This window comes from Kitasatospora cystarginea, from assembly GCF_039533515.1.
Classification (GTDB): Bacteria; Actinomycetota; Actinomycetes; order Streptomycetales; family Streptomycetaceae; genus Kitasatospora; species Kitasatospora cystarginea.
The window spans coordinates 1-24,554 of sequence record NZ_BAAATR010000042.1; the positions used below are offsets into that span (position 1 = coordinate 1).

The following is a 24,554-nucleotide window of genomic DNA, read 5'->3' on the forward strand; positions in this document are numbered from 1 at the left end:
GTTCATGCACGGTCTTCCACGGCCCGTACCGCTCCGGCAGATCACGCCACTGCACGCCCGTGCGTATCCGGTACAGCACCCCGTTCACGACCTGGCGGTGATCCCGCCACCTGCCACAACGCCCATTGCTCACCGGTAGAAGCGGCGCCAGGCGCTCCCACTGGGCATCCGTCAGATCACTCCTACACTCCATAGTCGTATCAACGACTCAACTGATCGCCAGGACACTGCCTAGTGCCGCATCAGGCAACGTTCGCCCTGTCGACGATGGCGCGTAGGCGCCGGTCGTCGGCATGGCGGTTTCGCCAGATGATGTAGCGGCGGATCATGCTGCCCTGCTCCTTGTGGTCGGCGTGGTCGGTGCCGTCGAGGGTGAAGTAGCGCAGTGCGGTGAACTGGGCCTCGATGCGGTTGAGCCAGGAGCTGTTCGTGGGGGTGTAGGCGATCTCGACGTTGTTCGCCGCAGCCCAGGTACCGACCCGTTGGCACTTCTTCGTGGTGAGGTGCGGGGAGAAGTTGTCGCAGACGATCGCGATACGGACTTCGGACGGGTAGAGGGTGCGCAGGTATCGGCAGAACTCCAGGAACTGGGTGCGCCGCTTGATGGGCTTGATGTGGCCGTAGAGCTTGTCCTTGGCCAGGTCCAGGGCGGCGAACAGGTGCCGGACCCCGCCGTAGCGGTTGACAATGCAGCCCGGTGTCAGGGGCCGACCCGGTCGTAGCGGAGCGCGGTGAAGCCAACGCCGTCGGAGTAGACCTGTGCGACGGTGGCCGCCCCGACGGCGTTGATCTCCTGTGCCTGCAGCCGGATCGTTGTCGGCCCACTGACCCTGATCAGCTCGCTGATCGGCGCGGTCTGGTTGCCGCCCGCCTGGGCGGTGCCCGGGTTCCCGTCGATGATCTGGTAGACGAGCCGCTCGCTCTCCGGTACCTCGGCAACGGCCGTGACGTTCCACAGCCGCGCGCTCATGTAGACGTTGAGCGACGGATTGCCCGCGAGGCGTCCGCGGACATCCGCGTCGAGCTCATACGTGCCGGCCTGGGGAAGCGTGACCTCCAACGGCGTATCGGTCCACCTGCCGGGCGGCAGGTCAACGATCGTGTGCAGCTTCGCGATCCCGCTGACCGCAACCGGTGCGGCCGGGGCCGCCTTCGCGTTGCTCTGCACAGCTGCCGCAGTCGTGGCGCCCACGAGCAGCAGTGCCGCGATGCCGATGAGGCCGGTACGCAGCGTTGACATGGTTCCTCCCGAACGAAGGCGATGGGTTATGCCTCTGACAAGGTAGGAATCGCCCACTCCACGGCCTATCGCCCGAACGGGTGAGGACCGCTCGCGTACCAAGCAGCTGCGAACGGGCGTACGCCTAGCCGTCTCCAGGCGCTTGAGGGCCTTGGCGGCGGCTTTCTCCTGGCGTTCCTCGTGCTTGTGGTGGCAGGGGTGAGAAGGTCGGCCCGGACCGGCTGGAGTGCCCGCAGTGCGTGAGCGACCGGAAGGTGGAGGAGCTGGGCCCGCTGGTGCTGCCCGCCCCGACCAAGCGGGAGCTGGTGGCCGCGCTGGTCTCCGCCCCGGACGATCCGTGGTGGGAGATCCGGCGGCAGCACGCCCGCGACTACCCGAACCTAGCAGCGGCCTTGGGGGCGTCGGGTCCACTGGCCCTGGAGCCCGTACTCGTAGGTGCTCTCCTGCTTGGGGACCTGGCCGCAGTCGGCGCAGGTCAGGGTCTGCATCAGCTCGTGGTGGGCCTGCTTGGCCTTCTTCTCGCGGGCCTGCTGGCGCTGGTCGTAGGCGGCGCGGTTGTTCGGGTTGTCCAGCGCGTCGGTCAGGGAGTGCCGGCCGGGGCGGCCGAAGCGCCACCAGATGGGGCCGAGCGGGCCGTGCTCGGCCAGCAGCTGAAGGGTGGTGGCGACGATGGGCACGGCGTCGTCGTAGGCCCGCCAGCCGTCCCCGTCGTTGTCGAGGTGTGTGACGGTCCACCAGCTGCCGCTCCAGACCTCGGCCGACAGGTCGGCCACCGCCTTCTGGCGGCTGCCAGGCCGACCGGTCCGGCGTCGGTGACGACCAGGGCCACGGGCGGGTACCCGGCTCGGGTGTGCCCGGGCCAGGCGCAGCGCCACCAGTGCACCGTACGGTCGGCGCTCTCCTCGTCGGCGAGGGCCGGATCGTTGTCGCGGACCTTGGTACGGAACAGCTCGCGGTAGGCAGTGAACTTCGCCGCCACCCGCTCCGGCGCCATCGTGGACCGGTCGAGATGGCCACGGCGGGTACCTCGTAAGCGATCACCGGGTGCAGCGGTTCGCCCGCCATGCCCCGAACTCAATCGCTCCCAAGGTCGTCAGAGAACAGTGTCCTCTACCGTACGGGTTTGCCCGTCGTTGCTGAGGAGTTGGTAGCCAACCAGGACCATCAGAACGGCGAGCAGGGCACCGGAGGTAATGGTGGTCCCCACCCCGAGTCCACCCTGCACAACGGGCTTCTCCACCGCGTTCTCCGCGACCGCCCCGAGTGGGCGGGTCAGCACGTAGGCCGCCCAGAACAGTACGGTGCCCGAGACCGCGGTCAGATAGTGTGCGGCAAGGATCAGCAGCATCGCCCCGGAAAGCAGCAGAGCACTGTCGCGGAAGCCGAGGCCCAGACCGTTCGACAGGAAGTCACCGCTGGAGGTGCCCAGCGTGTTGGACACCAGGGTCGCGGTCCAGTACAGGATCTCGCCTTGGGTGGTGTCGATCCGTTCCACGTCCATGGTCTGCCCGGTCAACCGCCACCCGACGAGCACAGCAATCAGGAGGCCGGTCAGCACGGCCGCACCGCCGGCGTAGCCCAGACCGGCGGTGCGGTTCATGAAGTCGGACATCGCGGTGCCCGCGATGCTGGTGGTCAGGATCACCGACCAGAACACCACCGGCTGGAACCGGTCGATCCTCAGCTGCACCGTCAGAGTGAGCCCGAACGCCACCAGGAAGACAACCGCGGCAGCGGCGTAGCCGAGGTGCAGCGGTGTCATCGACACGAAGTTCGACACCGACTCACCCAGAGTGGTCGCCACGATCTTGATCGCCCAGAACAACGCGCCGACCATCGGCAACTTGCTCGCAGCAGCCCTGCTCACGACAGTTCCCATACGCATCACCCACGAAGCCGATCGTCGGATCGCTGACAGCACCACCGATGGTCCTGGGGCCGGCGGGCGTCCAGGTCCTCATGTTGTGCCTGGCCACTGGTATATGCCGGGCCGTCACGGAACGCATGACTCGACGGCTCGGCAATCGGGTGCTTCGGGGCCGCCTGCGGTCGGCGTCGAACGGCGTCCTGGACGGGTGATGACGCGTACTGCCACGTCGAGACCGGACAGCAAGAGAGCCCATTTCACGCCCTCAGAGCGCAACAGGTCACGCCTTCCGGTCCTTCGCAGGGTAGAGCTTCGCGTGGAGCACCCGCGTCTCCCACCACGGATCGTCCGTGGTGGAGACCTGCTCGGTCTCGTGCTCCTGGTCCTCCTTCATGCCCGCTCCCCGTCGCGTGGTGCTGATCTCCCCGCTCTACCTCACACCACCGTCGTGCAGCAGCAGAACAGGTCACACCCGGTTGACGATGCGGCAGTAGGGGCCTTGGAAGGACGCGGTGATCACCGCGGTAGGTCCGCCGCGGTGCTTGGCGACGTTGAGCTCCATCTCGCCGACCCGCGGGGAGTCCTTGTTGTAGGCGTCCTCACGGTGCAGCAGGATCACGATGTCCGCATCCTGTTCGATACTTCCGCTCTCTCGCAGGTCGGAGACGTGCGGGCGCCTGTCGTCACGCTGTTCGGAGGCGCGGTTGAGCTGAGAGAGCGCGACGACCGGACACTCCAGCTCCTTCGCCATCAGTTTGAGGTTGCGCGACATGTCGCTCACCTCCTCCTGTCTGTTGCCGTACCGCTTGGCACTGCCGGACTGCATGAGCTGCAGGTAGTCGACAACGACCAGGCCGAGCCCGTTGTACTGCTGCGCGATGCGCCGGGCCCGGGACCGGATCTCCATGATCGTCAGCTCCTGCGAGTCGTCGATCACCAACGGGGCGGACATGATGTCGGTCGTCCGGCGGGCGAGGCGGGCAACGTCGTCGTCATCGACGCTTCCGGAACGGATGTGGTGCAGTGCCACCCTGGCCTCAGCGGAGAACGTACGCTGGACGAGTTCCTTACGGCTCATCTCCAGCGAGAAGAACGCCACCGTTCTGCCCTGGTGGATGGCGCAGGCCCGGGAGAGGTCAAGCGCCAGGGTGGACTTCCCGACTGCCGGGCGCGCGCCGATCACGATCAGCTGACCGGGCAGTAGTCCGCTGGTCAGGGCATCCAGATCCGCGAAGCCGGTGGAGACACCGGCCAACTCCATGCGGGTCTTGGCGGCGTCCAGGTCGTCGAAGAACCCGGCGACATCGTCGCGGACCAGCGCATAAGGAGTGCTGACGCTCCATTGCCCGACCGCCTCGTAGACGGCGCGCTGCGCGGCCTGAATGATGTCGTCGACGTCGCCTTCGGCGGCGTAGCCCATCCCGGCGATCCGCTGCCCGGCCTCCACCAGGCGTCTGAGCACAGCGAGTTCGTGGACGATCGCGGCGTAGTACCCGGCGTTCGCGGCGGTCGGTACTGAGCTGACCAGGGTGTGCAGATAGTCGGGGCCGCCGACGCGTGCCAACGCACCGCGTTTGGCCAGCTCGCTGACCACGGTGATCGGATCGGCGGGCTCCCCCGCGTTGTACAGGGCGACGATCGCGGAGTGGATCAGCTCGTGCGCGGGCCGGTAGTAGTCCGCAGGCTTGAGGATCTCGACAACCTCCGAGATCACCTCTTTGGACAGCAGCATGCCGCCCAGGACCGACTGCTCGGCCGCCAGGTCCTGCGGCGGCAGCCGCTCGAAGCTCAAAGCGGCCCCCGCGTCCCTGTCCTCCCGCCTGCGGTGGTCCACGGGCAGGCCCCGGCCCGAGGTCGGCGGTGCCTTGACGCAGGGGTTGTCGTACGGGTCGTACGGCAGGCTGCGAAATTCGAGGACGTGATCACCGGTCAGGTCCTGGGACTCCTGGCCGTCCCGCAGTTCATTCATGGCGAACTTCCAATTCGATAATGCGTTTGGGTGGCCCGGGATACCCCGGCCACCGTTGTGTTCTGTCGGTCAAACAGTGGCCTTCGGCTGCCATGACACGCCCTCGGTAGCCAGGATCTCGGCAAGGCTCAGCCCGGCTGCTCCACCTCCACGCAACTGCTCTTCCTCACGTCGGCAGGTCGGGCAGTCCAGCGGCAGGACCGGGTGACGCGGACACTTGTCTGCAGCGAGACGCCTGACCTCGCGGGTGCTGCCGCCGGATCGGGTAGGAGCACCGGCGCACTGCGCCTTGGCCGCCAGGCCCAGCTGCCACCAGGCAGGTTTCTCCGCGCCCATCCACGCGGCGACCGACACCAGCCACTCCGCCGACTCACCGCTTGCCACCAGAGCGCGTGCCGACTCGGTGAACTCCGCCAGCGCCGACGGCTTGCGGTGGGGCCCGACTCCAGCCGATCGGCGCGACGCCGCCCAGGCGGCCACGATCCGCCCGACAGCAGCCGAGAGAGGATCCTCCGGCATCGGGGTGCCCATGACCGGCTGCTCCCTCCGCGGCGCCGGCACGGCTGGTGGCTGTCCGACAGCAGCCGGGGGAGGATCCTTCGGGGTGCCCATGACCGGCTGCTCCCTCCGCGGCGCCGGCACGGCTGGTGGCTGTCCCGGCAGTTCCCAGAAGGTCGTGTCACGGGCCCGGTCAGCCGCGGCCGTCTGCGGATCGTCCCACCGGCTGTCGATCGTCTTCTGGGGTCGGGACTGCGCCGGCAAGGCGGGCGAGGCAGAAGAGGAAGTCTCAGGAACAGTATTAGAGAGAGTCCCCGCCTCACCGGGGGCCGGTTGACCGGCCCCCGGTTTCCGGGGGGCCGGTCGCTGACGGCCCTGATCGCAGGATGTGGGCCCGACACTGCCGGGGGCCGCTCGACCCGCCTTCCTCGGGTCGAGGTGCTCCGGCTCAACCGTGATCTTCTTGACGTTGCCGTCGGCCATGAGCTCGGCAAGCATGTCTGCAACGTCCTCGGGTGTGAACGGGATGCTGTCGACGCTGAAGGTTGTCCACCAGCTGCCACCGCGCTTTAGCACCGGCGAGCCGTTCGGCCCCACCACCGTCTCCGACCTGGCTCGCTGGACCTTCAGCTTCACGACGTTGCCGGCCTGGACCAGTTCCCGCATGGCCCGGGACAACGCGGCCTCGCCTTCCGAGTAGTCCCTGGCCAGGCTTTCAACTGTCACATGGTCGCCATCCCTCGCCCTGATCAACCTGGTCAACAGACCGATTCCCAGAATCGACGGCAGCGAGTCGATCGCCTTGTTGTCGATCGCGGCGAACCGGGGAGGTCGGGTTACGCGCTTCCTCACTCAGTCATCTCCGAGCCGGCGACGGGCGTCAGGAGCGACCCTCCTGGACGGCAGGCGGGGTACGTGGACGCGGTTGTACGGATGTGTAGCCGAAGGTCCGACGAGTGCACGGGCTCACCCGGATGCGATGTGGCGGGTGCTGCCCTTCGACGGCCACGGAAGTGCTGATCACCCTCAGCGGAAGCGGCCTGCGGACGGATCCTGCCGGGCTCGGGGGCGGCGGACGCGGGCCGGCTGACGTGCCGGGCCGGATCGCCGGATGACGCTGCCTAGAGCTACGGGGCGGAAGGGGTTGAGCGCGTGGCCGATCCGCCAAGTGGTGGCCTGGGGCAAGAAGGCACCGCCTTTCAGGAGGAGCGCCGTCGCTGGCAGCGAGATCCAGTCGGCGGCTGGGATGGCGTCATTCGGAACGACACCGTTCACGGTGCCGGCGGCCGGCTCGCGGTGCCCGGCCACTTCCGCGTTTTCGCGGGATTGCGGCACCTGTCGGCCGGTCGGGTGATAGCCGCGCAAGGCGACGGTGGGATCGGCGTCTGCGAGGAGTCTCCCAACCGCACCGGCCTCGGCCCCCTGTCGGGAACGCCGGTTCACGTTTCCCGCTCGGGTACTTCCTCGTGGTCGGGACGGGCAGCCGTCTGGCCCCGGTGCCTGCGGCAGCCGATGGCGGTCCCCTCGGCGAACCGGCCGTTCACCGATGCCCCGGGAGGCGCCGGGAAAGCCGCGAGTCGGCAGATCCGCCCGGCAGGGCCCGGCCATTTTCCGGGTGCGTTCCACGCGGCTTGCGGAAACGGGGCACACCTGGCACTGCAGGGAAAGCCCGAATCCCCCCTCAACGATCATACAATCCCCAGGTCGGAAAAAAATGCTCAATTTGCAGAATTCGATGAACTGATCGATAAATATGCCACACGCGCAGCATATCATCAAAGAAGCATCCTCCTGAAGTCCGAGATGTGGGTAATTTTAGAGAGCATCGAGGCCACCACTTCGACTTTGCGATATCCTGCACCATGACCATCGGAGGAAGCCGGTAATAATTCAAGAATGAATCGACCATTCGAGGGATTACCGCACACTGCAGACATCCTTCGGGTCCGTACAACTGCTTCCCGGCACCTATTGATGCCGCCCCATCAGAACAATCGTATGCATACTCGAAGCCTGTCTCCGAAATGCCGGTTCAGGTCACGGCGTGCTTTATCGCCCACCTCGGCGGGGGAGTGTGGCGGGCGAGCTGGGGTCGGCAGGACCCGGCGGCTGTGGGCAGTTGCGGGCGGCAGCGCCAGACAGGGCGTTCGGCGCCCTCGCCGGGGTTGTTGCCGACGGTGTCCGTCGAAGCGGAGCGACCTCACCACCTGCTGTCGGGCGTCGGGCTCGAAGGCTCCATCTGCGGGGGATTCTCCAGAGGAAGCCGGCAGGACACGGTCTTGGTGCCGTCTCCGTGGGTCTCGCAGAGCCACGACTCGGCTACGTGTCCCACCAGCAGCAGCCCACGGCCGTTCTCGTGGGACACGGTGGCTCTGACGTCCCGTGGCATACCGGTGGACCGGTCCCGTACGGCGAGAGACAGCCATTGATCGTCGTACTCGACCGCGACCTCGATCGGGCGTGGGTCCGGTGCGTGGCGGATCGCGTTGGTCACCAGTTCACTTGTCACGAGTTGGGCGTCCTCGATGAGATGCTCCAGGCACCAGTGCCTCAAGGCCGCTGTGACCGTGCGGCGTGCCTCGCTGACCCGCTCGGGAAGCGGCGGCACGAACGCTGTGAAGCGGCGCAGTCCGCGGTCGCACGCCGACACCCTGCCCTGTGGCGCCGGGGGAGCGACGGGCGTCGCGTGCCGGCGCGCGGGGACGGTCGGATGCTGATCTGCCAGGCTGATGGCGACCGAGCCAGAAGGTTGCTGATGAGTGTCCATGTCCTTGCCCCCAGCTGTCGTCCGCTCAGTCTGGCTGCTTCCTCGGGGTCCCGTCGCGTCGGCTCGGGCGGCCGGTACGGGTCGGCCGTGCCGGCGCGCTCGATGGCTTGGAACCATCGCCGTCCAGGTCCAGGTCCAGGCCCAGGTGCTCGGCGAGCCCGGTGGCGAGGGCCGCCAAGGTGGGGTGCTGCCACACGAAGTCGTTGGAGAGCCGCGTGGCGAGACCGGACTCGAGGCGGGTGCGGAGTTCGATTCTCAGAAGGGAGTCGAATCCGAGCGCCTTCAGAGGGGTCTGGGGGTCGAGCGTGGTGCTTCCCAGCCGGAGAACGGTGCGGATGTGCTCGGCCAGGTAGTCCTCCAGAGCCGTTCGGCGGGCGAGCCCCGGTTCGGCGGACCTGAGCTCGGTCAGGACGTCCCGTCCCACGGCGCTCTGATCCTCTCGGTTCTGCCCGTCTGGGGAGAGGAGACCGAACAGTGACGAGTGCCGGCCGGCTGGCGGGATCCAGGTAGCGGGTGGTCCGGGGATGACACCGGTGTGTACCCGGTCGTGCGTCAGCAGCGTCGCCAGGGCCTGGAGGCCCTCCGCGGTGGGGATGGTCTGGTAGCCGCGGGCGGCAAAGCCCGTGGCGACGCCGGTTTCACCCCAGGGCCCCCAGTTGACGGCAAGTGTGCGCAGGCCGCAGCCGGTGCGCCAGGTCGCGAACGCGTCGAGCCACGCGTTCGCGGCGGCGTAGGCGCCCTGGCCTGGGTTGCCGAGTAGCGAGGCCATGGACGAGTACAGGACGAACCAGTCCAGGGCCAGATGGCTCGTGGCCTCGTGCAGCCGCCACGCACCGGTGACCTTGGGGTGCCACACCCGTTCCAACTGCGCGTCGGTGATGTTGGTGATGGCCGCGTCGTGCAGCACCATGGCTGCGTGGATCACTCCGCGCAGCGGAAGGCCGTCGGCCGTGGCAGCAGCCACCAGGCGGTCGGCGGTGCCGGGCTCAGCGATGTCGCCGAGCACCACGCTGACCCGGATGCCGGCCTGGCGCAGGTGTGCGAGGACCTGCTCGGTGGTGGGCGACGGGGCCGTACGGCCGTTGAGGACCAGATGGGATGCGCCTTGCCGGGCCAGCCAGGACGCGGTGGCGAGGCCAACGCCGCGCAGACCGCCGGTGATGAGGTAGGCGCCGTCCGCCCGGACCGGCGATGGCGGCCGCTGGAGCACCGCGGTGGTGTTGCCGGTGTTCGGGACGGTGAGAACCAGTTTGCCGGTGTGGCGGGCGCCGGCCATCTGCCGCAGCGCGTCGGCGCTCTGGGAGATCGGGTAGACCCGGCACGGCAGGGGCGCGAAGGTTCCTCTGCCGAGCTCTTCGAGAACCTCCCGCATCACCGTGGCGAAGGTCTGCGGGCGGCTGGTCTGGAGCTCGATGAGGTCGACCGTGCTCATCGTGATGTTGTGCCGCAGCGGCGCCAGCCCAAGACGTGCGTCGGAGATGATGTCGCGTACGCCCAGTTCGACGAATCGGCCGAAGGGGCGCAGGGTCTCCAGGCCGGCCCTGATGGCCTGTCCGGACAGGGAGTTCAGGACGACGTCGACGCCTTCTCCGGCGGTGGCGGCGCGGGTCTGCTCGGCGAAGTCCAGTGATCGCGAGTCCATGACGTGCGCGATGCCCATCCCGCGTAGATATCGGCGCTTCTCCTCGGTGCCGGCGGTGGCGAACACCTCGGCCCCCAGTCTGGCCGCGACCGCGACCGCGGCCAGGCCGGTTCCGCCGGTGGCACTGTGGATCAGGACACGCTCTCCGGCGGAGAGGCGGGCGATGTGGTGCAGTGCGTACCAGGCCGTGAGGAACGCGACGGGCAGTCCGGCGGCCGCGTCGGGGTCGACTCCTGCGGGGATGGGCGCCACTGCGTCCGCAGGGACCGTGGCGAACGAGGCGAAGGCGCCGCCGCGCAGGTCCGCGGCAAGCACGGCGTCGCCGACACGGACGTGCTCGACACCGGGACCGACGGCCGTGACCTCCCCGGTGCACTCGAATCCGATGCGGTACCCGGCGTCCTCGTCGGTGGACAGCATGCCCATCGCGGTGAGTACGTCGCGGAAGTTCACGCCCGCGGCCCGCACACGGAGTTCGACTTCTCCCGGGCCTGGGGGGCGTCTGTGGGACAACGCGAACTCCAGCGTGTTGAGGTCGCCCATCCGGCCGACGCGAAGCTGGAAGCGGTCCTCGGAACCGTAGCGGACGGTACGGGTCATGGCCGTCGTACGTTCGCCGTCGGACAGCGGGGTGTAGGACAGGAGGGCGATGTGGCGGGCTGTGCCGCGCAGGGCCACCTCGTCCTCCGGCGCGTCGGCGAGCAGTTCCCGCGCCACGCCGTGCAGGTCGGCGTCACCGGGGTCGGTGTCGATGAGGGTCGCGCGAAGTTCCGGGTGCTCGTGTGTCAGAACCCTGACGAGGCCGCGCAGCGCGCCCTGCGCCGGGTCGGTACCGCGGCCGGGCTCGGGGCTGTGGGCGGCCCGGGTCACCGCATACACGCGGGGCGGCTCCGCATGGGCTGTCGCGGTCTGGGCGACGGCGAGCAGGCGCCGCGTGCGGCGCAGCGCGGTCGTGCGGGTGTCCTGTCCGGGTGTGGGCGGTTCGCACAGCAGGACCACGGCTCGCGGGGGTGGGGCGGGGAGGGCCCAGGAGGTGGTGAGGGAGTCCTTGAGCTGGTCGAGGGAGTCGTCGCCGACGGGGATGTTGAGGGCCCTGGTCGTGGCACCCGCCGCGCTCAGCGTGTCTGCCAGTACCTCGGCGGAACCGTCGCTCTCGCCGAGGACGATCCAGGTTCCCGGGTCGGCGGGGCGGGCGGCCGTCGGCGGCCGGGGCCGCCAGCTGGTCTCGAGGAACCACCGGTCGACGGTTTTGCGACTTGTGCCGTGGCGGATGAAGCGCAGGCCTTCGACGGTGGCGACAGGGTTGCCCGCCTGGTCCAGCAGCAGGACGTTTCCGACCACTCCGTCCGCGGCGGTGTGGTCGATTTGGGCGTGGGCGTAGGCGGCGGTCTCCGGATTGCCGGCGATCCGGATGCGTCCCACGTGGACGGGCAGGATCAGGCCGTGGCCCGGTTCCAGGATCAGGCCGGCCACCACGAGTTGGGCGCACAGGTCCAGAAGTACCGGGTGGATGATCAGGGCGTGGTGGCCTGTGCGCGTGGCGGCGGGGAGGGTGACACGGGCCCAGAAGCTGTCGCCCTGGGACGAGCCGCGCAGGTCGATGATGCCCTGGAAGGCTGGCCCGTGTTCCAGGCCCCGGGTGCGCAGACTCGTGTAGAGGGCGTCGGAGTTGAGGATGACGGGGTGGCGGGCTTCCAGCTCGGGCACGGATGCGGCGGTTGGCTGGGGGGTGGTGGAGGTGCGGCGCAGTACCGCGGTGGCGTGCCTCGCCCAGGTGCCGTCCTGGCCACGGGAGAAGATCTCGCAGTCGGCGCGGTCGGGAGCGGTCTGGGTGACGGTGGTGCCGATGTGCGTGTTGGCGGCGAGGTGCATGAGTTCACGGAAGTGGATGTCGGTTGCCTCCACTTCGTGGGGGGCGGCGCGGAAGGTGTCGCGGGCGGTGGTCAGCGCGAGGGCGCAGTAGGCGGCACCGGGGAGGACGGGACCGCCGTGGACGCAGTGGTCGGCCAGCCAGGGCACGGCGTCGGTTCCTGTGTCGGCGCGCCAGTAGTGGCGGGACTCGGAGCCGGGGATCTCCGTGTGCGTTCCGGGAAGGGCGCTCTCCTGGGCGCCCGGGCGCCGGGTGGCGCGGAGGGCCGGGGCCGTCTGTGTCCAGTGCGGGCGGCGGTCGAAGGTCAGCGGCGGCACGTCGGCGAGGTGGCCGTCGGCGTAGAGGCGCGACCAGTCGACGCCGACGCCGGCGCAGTGGAGGGCGGCCAGCTGGGTGCGGAAGGTGGTCGGCTCGTCCTCGTCGCGGCGCAGAGTCGGCACGATGACGGGGCTGTGGAGCCGGTTGGCCAGGCTCTTCGCAAGGCTGTGGGTGACGACGGGTTGGGGGGAGAGTTCGATGTAGACCTGGTGGCGGGCTGCGGCTGCGGCGGCGACTGCGGCGGTGAAGCGGACGGGATTGCGCAGGTTGGCGCACCAGTATGCGGCGTCGAAGAGCGGGGTCTCGTGAGGGTCGTCCAGGACCGTGGAGTAGAAGGGGATGGCGGGCTGGCGCGGGCTCAGGTTGGCGAGCGCGGTGCCGAGGTCGGCGAGCAGCGGGTCGACCTGGGCGCAGTGTGAGGCGACGTCGACGGCGATCAGGTGTGCGGTGATGCCGCGGGCCTGCCAGGTGGTGACGAGCCGCCGGACCGTCTTGGCGTTGCCGGCGATGACGGTCGAGTCGGGGGCGGCCAGGACGGCTACCGAGACGGTGCCTGCGGCGCTGGCCGCGGTGAGTTCCCTCTCCACGGTGGCGGGGCTGAGAGCGACGGTTGCCATCGCGCCTGAGCCTGCGATGCGGGCGAGGAGGGCGGAGCGTCGGCAGATGACGCGGACGCCGTCGGCGAGGGTGAGTGCTCCGGCTGTGACGGCGGCTGCGACTTCGCCCATGGAGTGGCCGATGACGGCGGCGGGTTCGACGCCGTGGGCGCGCCAGGTGGCGGCCAGGGCGATCTGGAGTGCGAACAGGGCGGGTTGGACCCAGCCGCAGCCGGTGACCTGTTCTCGGTTGTGTATCGCCTCGAGGACCGAGAATCCGGCTTCGGCGGTGATCAGGGTGTCGACCTCGGCGAGGGCTTCGGCGAAGGCCGGTTCGTGCTGGTACAGACCGCGTCCCATGCCTTGCCGCTGGGAGCCTTGGCCGGAGAAGACCCAGACGGGGCGTCGGCTGATGCCTGCTCCCACCTCGCCTTGGGTCAGGCCCGGGTGGGCGCGGCCGGCCTTGAAGGAGCGCAGAGCGCGGACGAGATCGTGGTGTGTGGGTGCCACGACGCCGAGTCGGCCGCGTCCGAGGGAGTGTCTGAGGGCGAGGGTGTGGGCGATGTCGTGCAGCGGAACGTCGGCACCGTCGTGTTCCAGCCATAGCGCCAGGCGCTCGGCTGCGGCGGGCAGGGCGTTCGCGGAGCCTGCCGAAACGAGGAAGACCTCGGGCGGTGGGGTGCGCTGGACCGGTACGCGTGAGCGGTGGCCGGCGGTGGCCTGTGCGGGGACCTTGAGGGCGGTGACGGCGGGTGGGCGGCGGACGGTGGCCGGCGGTTGCTCCAGGATCATGTGGGCGTTGGTCCCGGAGAAGCCGAAGGAGGAGACGGCGGCCAGCCGTGGGGCCGTTCGGACGGGCCAGGGGTTCAGTTCGGTCGGGACGAACAGGCGGGTGCCGTCGGCGGTGATGGCCGGGTTCCAGCGGCTGAAGTGCAGGTTCGGCGGTATCAGTCCGTGCCGGACGCACTGCACCGCCTTGATCAGGCCGATTACTCCGGCGGCGGGTTCGAGATGTCCCACGTTCGTCTTGACCGATCCGAGGGCGCAGCGTCCTTGGCCCACGCCGTAGACGGCGGCGAGGCTGGAGAATTCGATCGGGTCCCCGACCGGTGTGCCTGTGCCGTGGGTCTCGATCAGCCCGACTTCGCGCGGGTCGGTTCCGGCCCGTTCCAGGGCCTGGCGGAAGAGAGCTTGCTGTGCGGCGGGCGAAGGGGCGGCCAACCCGTCGGAGCGGCCGTCCTGGTTGACCGCCGAGCCGCGGAGCACTGCCAGGACACGGTCGCCGTCGCGCAGTGCGTCAGGCAGTCGTTTGAGGACCACCATGCCGCAGCCTTCGCTGCGGACGAATCCGTCTGCCGCGGCGTCGAAGGTGCGGCAGCGACCGGTGGGCGAGAGCATGCCCATCCGGGTGAAGGACCGGGTCGTCCTGGCTCCCAGGATGAGGCTGACACCGCCCGCCAGAGCGAGGTCGCACTCCTGGTCGCGAAGGGCCTGGCAGGCCAGATGGGTTGCGACCAGAGAGGAGGAGCACGCCGTGTCCAGTGCGACGCAGGGCCCGTGCAGCCCCAGGAGGTACGATATGCGGCCGGCGGCGACGCAGTGACCGTTCGTCAGGATGGATCCTTCCAGTTCGCGTGGTTGCCCGGCCAGGGACTCCATGTAGTCGGAGTAGCTCAGTCCGCAGAACAGGCCAGTGGGGGTTCCCGCCAGCCGGTCCGGTGGAATTCCGGCGTGTTCGAGCGCTTCCCAGGCGACCTCCAGCAGCAGCCTGTGCTGGGGGTCCAGTACGTCGGCCTCCCTGCCGGAGACTCCGAAGAAGTCCGCGTCGAAACCGGAGACGTCCCGGAGGTAGCCTCCCCAGCGGGGCGTCGGCTCGCCGGTGTCGGCTGGCTCCTCGGTTCCCTCCGTCCGGCCGGGCGGAGGCTCCGTGACCGCGTCGTGTGCTTCCACGAGCAGTCGCCACATCGCGTTGGGCGAGTCCACGTCTCTGGGAAGCCGGCATCCCATGCCGACGACGGCGATCGAGTCGGCGCGCTGGGCGGTTGCGTTCATGCGGGTCCCTCTTCCTGCCTGAATCGGCCGGATACGGCGGTGGGCGGGTTCTGCGGCGCTAGCGCTAGGTGGCGTTGGGGCTGCCGAGCAGGATCGCGTTCTTGACGCCACCGATCTGGTAGTTGCAGCTCACGGCGTAGTCGAAGTCGAGACGGCGGGTCTGGACGCCGGGAACGGGGTCGAAGGTGAGGCGTTCGTCCGGCTCCTCGCAGTTCGCGGTGGGGCAGACCTCTCCGCGCTCGAGCATGAGGAGGGTCAAGGCGACGCCCACGGCACCTGCAGGCGCGCCGTTGTGGCCGAAGCACGCCTCCTGCGAGGTCATCAGCAGGTCGGCTGCGGCGGATCCGTAGAGCTGTCCGACCGCGTTCGACTCGAAGGCGGTCACCACCACGTCGCCGTCGCTGCCTCCATGGATGTAGGGGACCTGCTCGATGCTCCAGCGTTCGCCCAGGCAGGCGCGGATGGCTGCGACGAGCGAGGCGCCGCTCTGGTCGCTCGCCAGCGGGTTGGAGAGGCCGTCGCGGGTCATGGCGTGTGCGAGGACCTGCCCGTAGACGTGTGCTCCACGCCGGTCCGCGTGCTCGCGGCTCTCCAGGATCAGCGTCGCCGAGCCTTCGCCGTGGTTCACGCAGTCGGCGCGCCGGTCGTATGGGCGCATGATGCGGTCGAAGGACGGCAGGAGTTCGGGCATGCCGTCGACTCGGATCGCGTCATAGCTGTGCTGGGCCCCGTACAGCAGGCGCTGGACGTTCTGGATCACTTCCAGGCCGAAGACGTCGACGCCGGTGACGACGGCGAGGTCGACGGCACCGTCAGCGATCATCCGGCGGGCGTTTCCGATCTGCACGGCCGAGGACGCGCAGCCGCAGGACACCGTGAAACACGGGCCGGTCGTGCGGGTGTACGCCCCCTGGACCAGGGCGACGTCCGACGGGGTGAGTGCCTGTTGGCCCCGGACGAACAGTTCCATGGCCTCGTGCGGCAATGTCGTGCCGGCGTCGGCCTGGGCCACGGCGAGGTAACTGGGGACGTTCGCGTCGATTCCCCCGCGTCCGGCCAGGACTGCGGCCTCGGCGAGGTGGCCGGCGCGGATGTCCAGGCCGGCGTCCGCGCTGGCTTCCACCAATGACGTCAGCCCGAACCGGTGGGCGTTGGTGTAGTGCCGGGAGAAGATCCCGGGAAGGTCAGGCAGGCGCTTGTCGAAGACAGCGGCCGGCAGGTCGACCGACCCGTAGTACACGCCGTGGTGCTTGAGGCATGAACGGCCGTGCGAGGCGACTTCCCACAGGTCGGCGGCCGTAAGCACGGGACCGTCGGTGCCGGGCAGGCAGAAACCCATGCCGGTGACCACGGTGTCGCGTGCGCTCACACTGTTGCTCCTCGGAGCGGGTTTCCTGCTCACCGCGTTCCTCCCCGTGCCAGGTGGAGACCGCCCTCCACAAGCCCTTTGAAGGCCAAGCCGCTCATGCCTTACCTCGGTCTCTGATGCTTCGTCCGGACGGGGCTTCGCGCTGCCGCCGGCCCGGGGCCGGCCGGGGGCTGCAGCTGCCCCGGGCTGCACACGTCGGTGCCGGAGCCCGGGTCTCAAAGCGCCTTCCGGCGGATTTCTGGATTCGAGCGCTATCCGCCCGAAGTGATCGGCTACTCTGCGATCGCGGTTCGATACACCCACCTGTAGACCGGAAGGCGCTCATCGCTGATAGCAGCAAATTCGTTGGCGAATTCAAAGTGCTCATAGCCGTTTCGATATGCAACCTTGATGTGGTCCTCGAACCGGTCGACAAGCACGTTAAGAATCCTCGGCATGCCATCCGGCCCCCCTTCGAGAAGGACGGACAGTGAGCGAGGCATGATACTCACCCCCTCGGAGGCGGAAGAGTATGCCGCGATCAATCAAGAATTCGCAGCACGCCGTGAATTCCCGCACGAAAGATCGCGAAACGCCTGACAAGGAGACCGGCGGAGCGCTTTAGGGGAAGTGCGCCCCCATCCCGTCGCCCGGCCGTCTTGCAAATCAAACGAGGCGCATAGTTCAGATTTTATTACCGCCCCTTCGGGTCGGCTCCTCGATCAACAGAACGAGCCGAAGCCAATTCCCCAGCCGCACGGATCAAATCGGTCGCCGAAGATCTTTTCACGGGAGGGCCAGCCGCCGCTCCAGCTGACACCTCGCACGAATCGCGACCACCTTTTGCCGAAAGCCCAGCAAGCCGCACACATGACGCCATGCCTCAACCCGGACCATAAGCCACAATCCGGCACATCTCCGGGCGGATCAGTCGCGGTCTACCGCTCCGGTGGGCCGCCGTAGATATTCGCCGAACGGCTTCGCATTTGATCGTCAAGGCAACTTGACGGCGCATCGAGAAAAAGTCACTCCCCTCGTCAGCTGATGCTTCGTCAGAGAACTTTCTGCCATTGATGCTCCATCAGGTGACTCCTAGCCTGAAATGGAGACGCCCAGACGGCCGGGCCGAGATGGCCCGCCGGCGTCAGTACGGGGAAGGGGAAAGAAAATGTCACCGATTCTCTTGGCTATCGTGCCCTCGCAGGGTCCGGCCACCGGGGGCAACACCGTGACGCTGGTCGGCAGCGGCCTGACCGGTGCCACGGCGGTCACGTTCGGCAGCACCCCGGCGACGTTCACCGTGCTGTTCGACGGGGCGATCACGGCCACCGCGCCGGCCGGAAGCGGCACGGTCCCGGTGACCGTGACCACGCCCTCGGGCACCAGCAACCCGGTGAACTACACCTACCAGGAGCCGGCCGCGCCGGTCATCATGGCGCTGGTTCCTCCGGTCGGCCTGGCCATGGGTGGCCTCCCTGTCCTGATCGTGGGCACCCACCTGTCCGGCACCACCGCGGTGACCTTCGGAGCCGTCCCGGCTGCGAACTTCACCGTTCTCGGTGATGGCGCCGTGCTGGCGATCTCTCCCCCCGGAAGCGGAACGGTCCAGGTCACCGTGACCACGGGAGCCGGCACCAGTAACGGCGCCAGCTACACCTACCTGTAGGACGGCCGGGCGCAGGTGCAGCGGCAGCCCGCCCACTTCGCGCCGGAACCGAGGCAGGAGCACTCGTCGTGAGCTCCGGCAGGTCCACAGCACCTGCCGGAGCTCAACGGCGTTGAAAGGCAAAAACGCCTCCGAGCCCGGCAGCACGAGATTCCACTTCACTGCCGGCGGAACGCCGGATCGGCGAGAGCGGTCTGCGTGCCAGGATCAGTGGCGGTGATCTCGGTATGCGAATTATGAGCTCTGTGATCCTTCGTCCGATCTTCATCATCCGGATACCCGAGGATGCTGGCGACGATGTGCCGGCCTCCGCCGAACCGATCCCGAGCACGCCGATACCCGCCTGCGTGATCGAGCCGCAATCCTCGGGTTCGCAGCCGGCGCGCCGCCGGGATGACAGCGCAGAATGAGATGATGTGTCGTCGAACTGGGCGTTGACCCGGTGTTCGCCGGATCCGCCGCCGACGGAAATCAAGCGATAGGACCGTCCCGGCCACTGCTGGCGGCGCCTCGATCAAGCCGGGCGCGTAGCCGGGGGGACGTCATCCGATCCGGCGGTGACGGATTCGCGAAGCTTCCGACCATGCCGCTTGCCACACCGATCTGCATCACTGCCGAAGTCCGAGACCGCCCTACACTCCACGTCGTGTCGGAAGATGCCGAGGGAAAGCCAGCACCGCGTACCGAACCGGGCCCGATACGGCAGCCGAAAAGCCGGAGACGGCTCAGCGCATGTACGAATCAGTTTTCCGTGCGCTTTCGACAGGGCTGCCTCGCAAGACCGGTCCGCATGCCTTGGCGGCAGGACGCGAAGCCGCTCGACTGGACCGCTCATCACCTCGGACGTCCCGCCGACGGTTCCAAAATCCTCCCGCCGACCGCAGCGGAGGGTCCTCCGTCGGCGCCGCCGTTGTCCGGCTGCTGCAGGAATCGGAAGACGTGGCCGCGGAATCGAATCTCCAACGGAGAGCGCTGCGGCGCCGGGCATTCGGTTTCCGGTGCCGCCCATGGCTTCCGAACTGCAGCCGCCGCGTCGGCGCTGCGGGAGACACCTTCACCGCCCTCATCGGCGGCGCCGTCCTGCGGGACAGAGCCGACCGGAGTGACAGAAGTAACCGGTCCGGACGGATCCGTCCCAGCCAAGGAAGCACAAGCGACGTCACAGCCCCGCTATCGGGTCGCCAGCGACAAGCCGTGTACAGAAGCATCGGCCACAGCCAGCGTCGCCAACAGCATGACCGCGCACCAAAGCCCCTTCGCGTCGGCGTGGAGCGACCTCTGGCCTTCAACGCGGCCAGCACGTTCCGGAGTGCCTTGGTCGCCCCCATGACGCCTCCTGGCGCATATGGGCCACACCGGCCGACGCAGGGATCGACGTCGGCCGGTGGATCCAAGTCCTCTCAGGGGCTGCCCATCGCGGCAGGTCGGCCTGAGCGCGGACGACTCCCCGTTCGGGAGAGGAAGCGGACACGCCACCTGCTGCGTTCCCCCGGAGAGGGATGGGCGGCCCGCCGGTTTGGATACAAAAATGTAATCCAGAGGAGTGAAACGATTACAAGAATCCCGTTGCCAAGTCACCCGATCGGCCGAGCGCGCGGCGCTGGACCGACCGCTGGCACCTCATCTCCCGGGTCCCATGGCGCGGTCGGACCACCAACGCGGGCTCCTTCTCGGAGCGCTACCGGCGGACGATGATGCCTGGCGTCGAGGTGAGCGGTGACGGCGTGCAGGTGCTTCCGCTGGTCGCCGTCCAGGCTGAGCACGGCGTCGTCCGGCACCGGCGGGAGCGCGGCGGCTGCAATGCCGGTCCGGCGGCAATGCGTTGCGGGGGCCTCCGCGCGGGCGTCCTCGCCACGAATGTCGCCCTGGTGGTGCCGGGCGATCTCGAACGCGTCCCTCGCGCGCCCGGTGACGTGTCGTTGGGTGCGTGGGTTTGCGTCGTCGCTGCCGAAGACGAACCGGGACCGGGCGGCAGACGGTGCCCGGGCCACCGACGCGGTGGCGGGCCGCTCGCACTCGCAGGAGTGGATGCACGGCTACGGCCGTACGCTGCTGACCCGGCTCTTGGCGGCTGTCGGCCACACCCCCGACTACGCCGACGCCGCCGCCAGTGCGACGTCCTCGACCGGGCGCAGCACATCAGCGACAGCACGGGCCTGCAAGGCTCGGACGGCCGGCGGCGCCGGTTTCGACTGGGATGGACGCCGCCGACGCCGCAGGCGCATGTCTGGCCGAGCGCGCCGAGCAGGCCCACACCCTGGCCCCACGGCGGCGGCACCCCCGCGCCCCCGAAACCCGCCACGGCCTCTTCGCACCTGACGACCCGGAAGACAGCACGCGATGACGGCCTTCGAGTCGTGTGCCGGGTCGCCGCGTCGACGGCGGTAGGTGGTGATCGGGAGGATCGCGGCGAGCAAGAGGACCAGCGCGATCAGCACTCCCAGGAGCAGCGGGGCTGGTCTCGACGGGGCTTGGGGGTGTGCAGCGACGGGTGAGGTCGACCCGGCGCCGTGCAGATAGGTGATCTTCGCTTGGCAGGTCTCCTGCCTAGTCCGCCCCCTCGTCACCCATGCCAAGGGGGCGCCTTCCCCGCTGGCCGCGCTTTGCGCTGCTGGGCCCGTGTCACCCGTGTCCGGCCACAGCAGGGGCAGTACGAAATCCACTCACAGGCAAAACAAAATATCATGTTCAGATTGCACCATTCGGGTGAATCCGAGTATCTGCCGATGACACTCGCGCAAACCGTCGACACAATCGGGAACAAGCGCTCCGCGTGATAATTCCGCGGAAAGAACGACCTCAGTGGAGGTTCGCCATGACCAACTGCTCGAATGTCGACGCCCGGGCCGCTCTCGCCTTCCTGAAGAACAGCGGGCTGATCAACATGAACACTACTCTGGAGCAGCTGGTCAGTGCGACCACCACGCTCGGAGAAATCGCCGGCTATGTGCTGGCCTGGGACAAGTACGTGCTCGTTGTCCCGTCCGTGGCCGAGGACGTTTCGCAGGCCTAGCCGGAGACCGCGTCGCGCAGGGGCTCCCACCCCAGAAACATAGTCAAGGGGTCTGTGACATCGGATCAGGGGGCGACTGTGACGGACATGTGGCGCACGGTGGAACGCGCAGCGGTCTCCTGGCTGGCCGCGCACCGCTCCCGCTTCGACCCCGACGCAGCCGAGAAGGGGCGCGTGCTGTTCGTCCGCAAGGCGCTTGTCGAGGTCGCGTTGCTGGTCGGACTCCGTGCCCGGGCAGAGTCCGGGTCCTTCGGCGACGACGCCGACTATCGGACGCTGCTCGACCAGGTCACCGAGGTGACGTCCCGCGCCTCGTATCGTGAGCTCGTCGCACGCGACGAGCGGGCCCTGCTCCTGTACGCGGGCACTTACGCGTCACGGCGGCTGTGCGGGCAGCGCGACAGTGAATTCGAGCGCCTCATCGAGCAAGCGGTCGCCGGGCGTTATGCGGCCTGCTTCGAGCGCGTTCCATTTCGGCAGCTGGACCTGCTGCACACACTGGAGTTGTCCGGAATCGATCACGGGATGCCAGCGGTCGGCGCTGTACTGCCCTTCTCCCTGTTCTGTGCGGATCCATCCGTGCTGAAGCTGAGCGACGGCGATATCTACGCGATCACGCACACCGTGTTCTACGCCACCGATTTCGGTCGGCGTGTTCCGCGGTGGCCCACTGGATTCGATCTGTCCCGGGCCGTGGAAATGCTGGAGTCGCTCAGCCTCCTGTGTCGCCGCAAGGAGAACGCCGACCTCGTCGCCGAGCTGCTCTGCTGCCTGCTGTGCCTGAGGATCCACGACTCGCCCGAGGTGGCACGGGCCTGGGCGTTTCTCGCCGACGTGCAGGAGCCCAGCGGGCGGGTCGCCGGGCCGGACGGGGTCCTTCCGCCGGAACTCCAGAACGGCGACGCGGAATACCGCGACTGGGCCACCGGCTATCACACCACGATCGTCGCGGCGCTGGCCGGGCACCTCGCCCGCGACCCGGCCGTCCTCCGGCAGGCGAGCCCCTCGCCGGCCCGGTCCATCGGCAAGGGAGGACTTGGGCACGCGATCCGGCGTGCCACCGCCTGGCTGGCCGAGGCCGCTCTCGAGGTGCCCTTCGACGACGCAGTCCCGGCAGCGGGCGCTGCCGCGCGAGGCGCACGCTCGGTGGGGGAACCACAACTCGCCGCCCGGGCTCTCAGCAGTCTGGCGCAACATGCCAGGAACATCCTCGACCAGCCGGTGGCTTGGGGCCGGCAGGGCGTCGACTCCGTCGCCGAGTGCGCGCGAGGCCTTTCGGCCGCCGGGCTGACCTGCGACTCCCTCGACCGGTTCCTGACGGAAACGGCAACAGCGCTCACCGAACTCACCGTCATTCCTGCGACCGCGGCCGGGGGAGTCAGCCGGCTGCGGGACCTTGGCCGACTCACCCCGGAGCATGCGGCTCTTCTTCTCGCTTCCACGAACCCCACGAGCCTGCTGGCTGGGAACCGCGCGCCTGCAGTCACCGCCGCAGCCCTTGCGCAGTATGCCGATGGCGAACCGCATCGCCTCGGCAACGACCTCTCCACCTGGCACCTCGTCGCAGAGCGGTTCGCAGCCGCGGTACCGGCCGCCTGCCGGAGTTACCGGCTCGAAGAAGTCGCCGCGCTCCTCCAAGGACTGGGTCTGCTCGGCTGGGCCGACCACCGGATCACCCGCGACGGGGTCGACTTCCTGCTCGGCCAGCAGCACCCCACAGGCGCCTTCGGCTACCCGGCGTGCGACGGCCACCGGGAACGAGCAACGGCGCTACGCATCTGGACCCAGGGGTGCGTCGTCGCCCTGTCATGCCTGTACGACCTTTGATAGCTCGCTGTGGAACCGATGTCGTAAATCGCTGTTGGTCGTGATCATCGACTGGAACAATCCCGTTCGCACGGCCGATGATCGGCCGTGCTCACGCCAATCGCGTGACCACGGAAGCGGGGGGATCGAGATGAAGATCGCACGAGTGACGAAGCCCGGAGCGCCGGGCCGCGCCGGACGGCTGCGCCCGACGGCGGCCAGGCTGGGCCTAGCGGCCCTGCTGGCCGGCGCCGCAGGCACGGTGGCGGCCGGGACCACCTTCGCGCAGAGCGGCGCGGCACCGGCGCCGTCAGTGTGGAACAACACGGGATCGGTGGGCTCGCCGACGGAGTGGAACGGCACGGGCGCCGCGGTCCGGCCGACGGAGTGGAACGGCACGGGCGCCGCGGTCCGGCCGACGGAGTGGAACGGCACGGGCGCCTGACACCTGTGACCGCTCGCGGCTGCGGCACCCCTTGCGGGCCGCAGCCGCACCCCGGGCCACGCCGTCAGCGCTGCCGGACGCTCTCCGCGAGGGCGTCCGGCAGCTGTGCGGCGTCGTGGCCTCGGACGGGCCGAGGACGCCGGCGCGCGGCAAGGCGGTGAAGCCATCCGGACTGGCCCGGCCCCGCGCGAACGCGGACCCGCCGGTCCGACTGGACACCTTCGGTCAGCGCGGACGGGTCGGCTGCCGGTTCCCAGCACCGGATGGGGCACCGGTGACGGCCGCACGCGAGGCGGCCTGGCCGGGCGCGGGCAGTGTCGTTCCGCTCGCCGATGAACGCGGCCACGTCGCCGAATGTCCCGTCGTAGTCCTGGGCGGGGGCCGGCCACAGCTGCCCAGGGACCAGATGACAAGGCCCCCAGCAACTGTCGGCATCACACCGCAACACCGTCGACAACCGGCACCGCCCCGGGCTCCGCCGCCGGCACACTCACCTGACCCTGGTCGTCTGGCAGCAACAGCTCAGCGGTCCACAGACGGGCCGCACTCCCCCGCCCGCTCGATTGCACTGTCACCCGGCGGTGAAGCAGCTGCCCATGCCCATCGCCGAGCCTGGACCAGGCGGCGGCGGTGACCTCCAGGCGCAGCTGCTTCACCGCCCGGCCAGGGCCCGTAGGAAGAAGAGGACCGAGCCGGTACGGCGCAGGTGGGCGGCCAGGCGGGCTGCTGTGCGCGGCTCCGTCCGGTCCGGCGGCCGAACCAGGAGCAGCGAGAGCTGAGACGACCTCGGCCAGGTGCTCGCCGGGCTCGTCGACCAGCAGGAGGCGGTGCATCGGGATGCCGTGGCCGATCGCCGCCGCCAGCCCGAGGTCCGGCCGCGGACCAGGTCGCGGGCGTCGCATCCGCCGGCCCCACCGCGAGCGCCAGGAGCAGCGACAGATCAGCGGATTCGCAGACGGTGCCGCGAGCCAGCCCGCCATGGGGAAGCAGCGGCGCGAGGGGTGGGTGGACGGCGACGGTGGCGGCGGCCTGGCGGGCGCGGGTTGCCGGTGAGGTCTGTTCGAGGAGTTCGGCGAGGGTGGGTTTGGCGGGGGGCGGTGGTCATGGCGCGCCCTCGAACCGGGCCCCTGTCGCGGTGAGGCCTGCCGATGCGGCGGCGTCCGAGGGCTGCGGGATGGGGCGGATGGTGGCGGGGTCGTAGAGGTTCCCTGTCAAGCTGGCGGGTTGAGAGTGTCAGCACGTCGGCAGGGGATCGCTGTGCCAGGGGGAAGGGGCATCTCTCGCAACTGCTCATTTACGAGAGGTGCATGAGCCGCCTGGAAATCATGGCTGGTTCCGACCTCGTGACCGCGCGGGCCTCAGGCCGCTCGATCCACCGTGGAGAACGCATGGACCTGCGCCGGTACAGGACGGGGCCCGGCCGCGCCAGCGTCTCGCGTGCCGCGACACCGGCGCGG

The 24,554-nt window shown here is 69.0% G+C and carries 16 protein-coding genes and 1 pseudogene; 6 read left to right on the forward strand and 11 right to left on the reverse strand.

The annotated features are described in order from the left end of the window. The 7 genes and pseudogenes from ABD369_RS32665 to ABD369_RS32695 form a co-directional block, all read right to left on the reverse strand. On the reverse strand, positions 1-193 hold a 193-nt coding region (locus ABD369_RS32665), incomplete at its 3' end, for a transposase (RefSeq protein ID WP_344640231.1). A 49-nt stretch (positions 194-242) separates the two neighbouring features. Continuing rightward, a pseudogene (locus tag ABD369_RS32670) lies at positions 243-683 on the reverse strand (transposase); the annotation flags it as partial. A 17-nt stretch (positions 684-700) separates the two neighbouring features. After that, complete coding sequence (locus ABD369_RS32675) at positions 701-1,240, reverse strand: hypothetical protein (protein ID WP_344640232.1); 540 nt, start codon at positions 1,238-1,240, stop codon at positions 701-703. A gap of 380 nt (positions 1,241-1,620) precedes the next feature. Continuing rightward, positions 1,621-2,013, reverse strand: coding sequence for a hypothetical protein (locus ABD369_RS32680; RefSeq protein ID WP_344640233.1), 393 nt, complete (start codon positions 2,011-2,013; stop codon positions 1,621-1,623). Between the two features lie 320 nt (positions 2,014-2,333). Beyond that, complete coding sequence (locus ABD369_RS32685) at positions 2,334-3,164, reverse strand: COG4705 family protein (RefSeq protein WP_344640234.1); 831 nt, start codon at positions 3,162-3,164, stop codon at positions 2,334-2,336. A 409-nt stretch (positions 3,165-3,573) separates the two neighbouring features. Next, positions 3,574-5,076: a replicative DNA helicase gene (dnaB, locus tag ABD369_RS32690; protein ID WP_344640235.1), complete on the reverse strand. Its 1,503-nt coding sequence runs from the start codon at positions 5,074-5,076 to the stop codon at positions 3,574-3,576. 69 nt (positions 5,077-5,145) lie between these two features. Further along, positions 5,146-6,426 carry a hypothetical protein gene (locus ABD369_RS32695; protein ID WP_344640236.1) on the reverse strand — a complete coding sequence of 427 codons (1,281 nt, stop codon included), beginning with the start codon at positions 6,424-6,426 and terminating at the stop codon, positions 5,146-5,148. Positions 6,427-6,726: 300 nt separating this feature from the next. On the opposite strand from ABD369_RS32695, the gene ABD369_RS32700 reads away from it, so the two are divergent. Next, positions 6,727-7,440, forward strand: coding sequence for a hypothetical protein (locus ABD369_RS32700; RefSeq protein ID WP_344640237.1), 714 nt, complete (start codon positions 6,727-6,729; stop codon positions 7,438-7,440). Between the two features lie 334 nt (positions 7,441-7,774). Here the strand turns inward: ABD369_RS32700 and ABD369_RS32705 are convergent, their stop codons facing one another. From ABD369_RS32705 to ABD369_RS32720, 4 genes are all read right to left on the reverse strand, one after another. Then, positions 7,775-8,458: an ATP-binding protein gene (locus ABD369_RS32705; RefSeq protein WP_344640238.1), complete on the reverse strand. Its 684-nt coding sequence runs from the start codon at positions 8,456-8,458 to the stop codon at positions 7,775-7,777. After that, positions 8,367-14,819 (reverse strand): SDR family NAD(P)-dependent oxidoreductase, encoded by a 6,453-nt coding sequence (locus ABD369_RS32710; protein ID WP_344640239.1) that lies wholly within the window; start codon positions 14,817-14,819, stop codon positions 8,367-8,369. Before ABD369_RS32710 ends, ABD369_RS32705 begins: the two co-directional genes overlap by 92 nt. A gap of 64 nt (positions 14,820-14,883) precedes the next feature. Further along, positions 14,884-16,188: a beta-ketoacyl synthase N-terminal-like domain-containing protein gene (locus ABD369_RS32715; RefSeq protein ID WP_344640240.1), complete on the reverse strand. Its 1,305-nt coding sequence runs from the start codon at positions 16,186-16,188 to the stop codon at positions 14,884-14,886. A gap of 272 nt (positions 16,189-16,460) precedes the next feature. Further along, positions 16,461-16,670, reverse strand: a complete 210-nt coding sequence (locus ABD369_RS32720; protein ID WP_344640241.1) for a DUF5988 family protein — start codon at positions 16,668-16,670, stop codon at positions 16,461-16,463. 665 nt (positions 16,671-17,335) lie between these two features. Between ABD369_RS32720 and ABD369_RS32725 the strand changes: the two genes are divergently transcribed. The 5 genes from ABD369_RS32725 (at position 17,336) to ABD369_RS32745 (ending at position 23,097) form a co-directional block, all read left to right on the forward strand. After that, positions 17,336-17,833, forward strand: coding sequence for an IPT/TIG domain-containing protein (locus ABD369_RS32725; RefSeq protein WP_344640242.1), 498 nt, complete (start codon positions 17,336-17,338; stop codon positions 17,831-17,833). A gap of 245 nt (positions 17,834-18,078) precedes the next feature. Then, positions 18,079-18,243, forward strand: a complete 165-nt coding sequence (locus tag ABD369_RS32730; protein WP_344640243.1) for a hypothetical protein — start codon at positions 18,079-18,081, stop codon at positions 18,241-18,243. Between the two features lie 2,405 nt (positions 18,244-20,648). Then, entirely contained in the window at positions 20,649-20,846 is a 198-nt protein-coding gene (locus ABD369_RS32735; RefSeq protein ID WP_344640244.1) for a hypothetical protein, read from the forward strand. 87 nt (positions 20,847-20,933) lie between these two features. Next, the gene (locus tag ABD369_RS32740; RefSeq protein ID WP_344640245.1) at positions 20,934-22,673 is read left to right on the forward strand and encodes a DUF6895 family protein; all 1,740 of its coding nucleotides are present in this window, start codon (positions 20,934-20,936) and stop codon (positions 22,671-22,673) included. Between the two features lie 145 nt (positions 22,674-22,818). Beyond that, the gene (locus tag ABD369_RS32745) at positions 22,819-23,097 is read left to right on the forward strand and encodes a hypothetical protein (RefSeq protein WP_344640246.1); all 279 of its coding nucleotides are present in this window, start codon (positions 22,819-22,821) and stop codon (positions 23,095-23,097) included. The last annotated feature ends 1,457 nt before the right edge of the window (positions 23,098-24,554 follow it).

Bases quoted from the DNA above. Each gene is read 5' to 3' on its own strand.
- dnaB (WP_344640235.1), bottom strand. From the start codon at position 5,076: ATGAATGAACTGCGGGACGGCCAGGAGTCCCAGGACCTGACCGGTGAT.
- ABD369_RS32675 (WP_344640232.1), bottom strand. From the start codon at position 1,240: ATGTCAACGCTGCGTACCGGCCTCATCGGCATCGCGGCACTGCTGCTC.
- ABD369_RS32720 (WP_344640241.1), bottom strand. From the start codon at position 16,670: ATGCCTCGCTCACTGTCCGTCCTTCTCGAAGGGGGGCCGGATGGCATG.
- ABD369_RS32710 (WP_344640239.1), bottom strand. From the start codon at position 14,819: ATGAACGCAACCGCCCAGCGCGCCGACTCGATCGCCGTCGTCGGCATG.
- ABD369_RS32725 (WP_344640242.1), top strand. From the start codon at position 17,336: ATGTCACCGATTCTCTTGGCTATCGTGCCCTCGCAGGGTCCGGCCACC.
- ABD369_RS32740 (WP_344640245.1), top strand. From the start codon at position 20,934: ATGTGGCGCACGGTGGAACGCGCAGCGGTCTCCTGGCTGGCCGCGCAC.
- ABD369_RS32705 (WP_344640238.1), bottom strand. From the start codon at position 8,458: ATGGTTCCAAGCCATCGAGCGCGCCGGCACGGCCGACCCGTACCGGCC.
- ABD369_RS32735 (WP_344640244.1), top strand. From the start codon at position 20,649: ATGACCAACTGCTCGAATGTCGACGCCCGGGCCGCTCTCGCCTTCCTG.